The organism is Citrobacter sp. Awk 4 (assembly GCF_028069725.1).
Taxonomy (GTDB): Bacteria; Pseudomonadota; Gammaproteobacteria; order Enterobacterales; family Enterobacteriaceae; genus Citrobacter_D.
In genome coordinates this window covers 1-3,573 of sequence record NZ_JANEWG010000103.1, presented here as the reverse complement: position 1 = coordinate 3,573, position 3,573 = coordinate 1, and the positions used below count along the sequence as shown (strand labels likewise).

Annotated in this window: 2 protein-coding genes; both read right to left on the bottom strand. The window is 46.4% G+C overall.

Features of this window, described 5'->3' with window-relative positions; genetic code table 11:
• Positions 1-252: 252 nt before the first annotated feature.
• A complete protein-coding gene (locus tag NNO04_RS22160) occupies positions 253-1,254 on the bottom strand; it encodes a fimbrial protein (protein WP_271446494.1) in 1,002 nt (333 codons plus the stop codon).
• A 114-nt stretch (positions 1,255-1,368) separates the two neighbouring features.
• On the bottom strand, positions 1,369-3,573 hold a 2,205-nt coding region (locus NNO04_RS22155; protein ID WP_271446493.1), incomplete at its 5' end, for a fimbria/pilus outer membrane usher protein.

The following is a 3,573-nucleotide window of genomic DNA, read 5'->3' as shown; positions in this document are numbered from 1 at the left end:
TAAAAATGTAGGGGCTAAAAACAACGTAGATGCGCTCCTGATCTGAGAGTGCAAAATAAAGGGAAATATATTATATGCAACATACTGCGAGACGTTTGTGGCTCAGCTCATAAGCTACTTAATCTAAAATATTACCAACCCGAACCGGCGATACAATGGAGTGGTAATATCCCTCCATCAAAGGAGTAGCAAAATAACTTCCCGACTGGAGGTACGACAGCGATACAAACTACCGGTGCTTACTAAAATTATTTACTGATAGTCAAAGGTAAAGGTAGCAACTGAATTCACTCTACCGGCACCGACTGCTCCGCCTTTATAATAGTATAAAGCGTTGAACCCTACCGTCTCATTGGTCTGTGCACTGCTAATGACTTCCAGTTTTTCACCTATTTTGACAGGACCGCCGTTAAACAGCAACTGGATGCCAACATTATCATTCCCTGGTTTTGTATTGGCTAATACACTGTCGATATTATTCATTGTAGCACCATCAAACTGTATTGAAACAGAAGTTTGCGGATCACATTTTAGATTAAAATGAAAAGGCGCAGGTGCATCGAGATATTTTCCCGGCCCATTTTCTTTGAGCTGATTAACACTCACGTCCGGCAAAGATACATAGTTTGAATAATCATTATCCAGTTCACAGGTATAGTTAGGGATAACCATGTCATTTTTGAGTACAAACACCCATGTAATATACCAGGACTCCCATTTTTGCAAGCCTCTCATCTGTGTTTCCAACCTCATTATTTCTGTCCCTGCCGGAAGTGTGGTGCCAGTACCCCATGTTGCGGTTGACGTTCTGGTTATGCCTAATTTTGCCTCAATAGGTTTATTTACCCAATCAGATGAACCTGAAATACTGCATGAATTATCAGGCCATAAGCAAACCGGTTGCACAGTGTAGTCAGTTCCACTCATCTGAATAAAAGGTTCATAGCCCAGACGGGTAAGGGCAGAGGAGATGGTGAGACTATTACTCCGTAAAGCATCTTGATATTCTTGGTCAGGCACACCATAACATGATGCATACGTACTCATATCGGTAATAATCGCATCGGTGACAGATTTATCTAATACCGGCGCATCCACCTGAACAGTAAATGTGGTAGACCCATTAAAAATTGAAGCAGCACCGTTATAGCATGTAAAAGCCAATGCACTTGGGGAGAAACATGCCCAAGCAAAGATTATTGCCATAATAGCGAGCAGTTTTTTTAAATAACCATGATGATATTTGACATACATAAAAAATTAACCTTTTTACCTATTACTCAGGGTACGATGAGTTCGTCTTCAATCCGCAATTATTGCTAGATTGATGAAAATAAAATCCGTAAGATCAGTCTGACTAACGTCCATCTAACGACATTCATTATTAAACCGCTGAATAGCCGTTTGCTTAGTATCGTTTTCAATACCGGGCGCAAGCATATAGCTGACAGAACATTGTGATCCATCGTCATCCCCCCATTTCACCTTCAATGTCCCTTTCGGCTCTGCTACACGGGCATAGATAGTGCTCCCTTGCGCAACGGTACCAACGCTATGATCTTTTTCGTCATATACCTCCGCGCCAAACGGCAGCGCATTGCCTGAGTAAGATGAGGTAATTAAAATCGGCGTACCCTTCTCAGCGTTGAACTTCACTTTCACCACCGCGCCATAACGAGGAACCACTTTTTGCGACGTATTCTCCAGTTCGACATTGCGAGACGTGCCTTTTGGATCGATGGAGACATCGTTCAACTGATACGGACTTGAAGCCGGCAACAACGCATAACCAAATCTATCAATCTTAATCCCCGGATATGACGGTACTGTCGCCCCTTCCGCACCTTTTGCTTCTACCAGCGTGAAAGTATCGCTGTTATAAGGCGAGAACGTCAGGCCGCCGGAGTGGGCAACCATCGCCCCAGACATGCTCAGAGACGCGCTCTGATAATCCGCTCCCTGGCTATAACTGCCTGACATTTGTGCCACACTGCCCCGATATGAGCCGCCGACGCTCGCGGAAGTTCCGGCATCGCTGTCATGTGTCCCGCTGGCGTTCCAGGAGTATCGGTTATCCTCTCCTGCGCTTCCTGAAATCATCGCCTGTTCACCCGAACGTCCCGCAGAGTCCTGGTTGTAGCTCACACTCATCTGTGGCGCATAATTGCTGCTGTGGCTTTCCCATAGAGGGAATGACATATTCAGATAGTAGCTGGTCTGCGCTTCGCCCCAGGCATCCTGGCTGCGGCTGACGTTGATGCTGTAGCTCAGTTGTTTATAGTGATTCGAGTAACCAAACTGATACTGGCGCTCATAATTATCTTGTCCCCAGTAGTCCTGTAAAGAACCACTGAGATAGAGCTGCCCCCAGTCGTCAGCCAGTCCCTGGCTTACCGTAACTGTGAAGCGGTTTTTTTCACGCTGGATGGTGTTTCTGTCTTCACCGTCTTTAACCGCCTGAATGCTTTCCATTGCGGTCATATAATCCATATAGCCGCTGCTCGAAAAGCGGTATGCAGCCAGGGTAATGTTACTGTTAGTCTCATCAATCAACTTGCTGTAGCTGACCTGATAACTTTGGCCGGAGATATCCTGCTCATCTGGCGAGGGCAAATGCACCTTCGATTGGGTGACATCAAAAGCAATAGCGCCAATTTGCAACCCCAGCGCGGTCCCCACTTTTACCGCCTGGTAATCTTTATTCGCCTGTAAACCGGTATAGCCAGTCATCAGGTTTGAGAAACCACGTTGATAAGTCGCTTCAACCAATTTCGGAGCACCTGAAACACTGTCACTGCGCAGCTTACCTAAGCTCAGGCTGTAACGCTGGCTGCCTGGACGTAAGAGCTGAGAGACTGAAGCATAAGGAATCGAAAAGTTCTGCTGCGAACCATCGGCCTCTTCAATCGTGACATCCAGGTTACCGCCGTAACCGGTGGGATAGAGATCATTGATGACGAAAGCGCCAGGCGAAACGGTGGTTTCATAAATGGTCTGCCCGCTCTGTTTCACCGTGACTTTCGCATTGGTCTTCGCTATGCCGCGGATTTCGGGCGCATAACCTCGCTGGGATTCCGGCAACATACGCTCGTCGCTGGCGACCTGAACACCGGTAAAAGGGACCGTATCGAACAACTGCCCGCTGGTATTGGACTGCCCCATCACCAGACGACCAGAAACGCGCGGTAAATCGTGCTGTACGTAGGTGTTCAGGACGCTATAACGCCCTCCAGTCCCCTCAGCCCAGTTATAGGAACCGTTATGGCGTAAATACCAGGAGCCGATATTCAATCCGCTATTAACAGAGGTATAAAACGACTTTGAATCATAGCCATTATTCTTAGATTGATACGCGTTCATGTTGTAGCTCAACATCATCGCCGGAATACCACTGTCCCACATAGAGGCAGGTACTGATCCCCGTGGCTGCTTATTGATAAAAATTTGCGGTATAGAAATGTTTAATTGCTGATCCTGGTTATCAAAATCCAGTTCCGCTTCAGGAATGATCTTCTTAAGGTTGATACATTCTGTTTGTTCAGTAAGGGAATCCCATTGAGTGAAGTTAATTTG

Excerpts from the sequence above, each read along its gene's own strand:
- NNO04_RS22160 (WP_271446494.1), bottom strand. The coding sequence starts at position 1,254 with ATGTATGTCAAATATCATCATGGTTATTTAAAAAAACTGCTCGCTATT.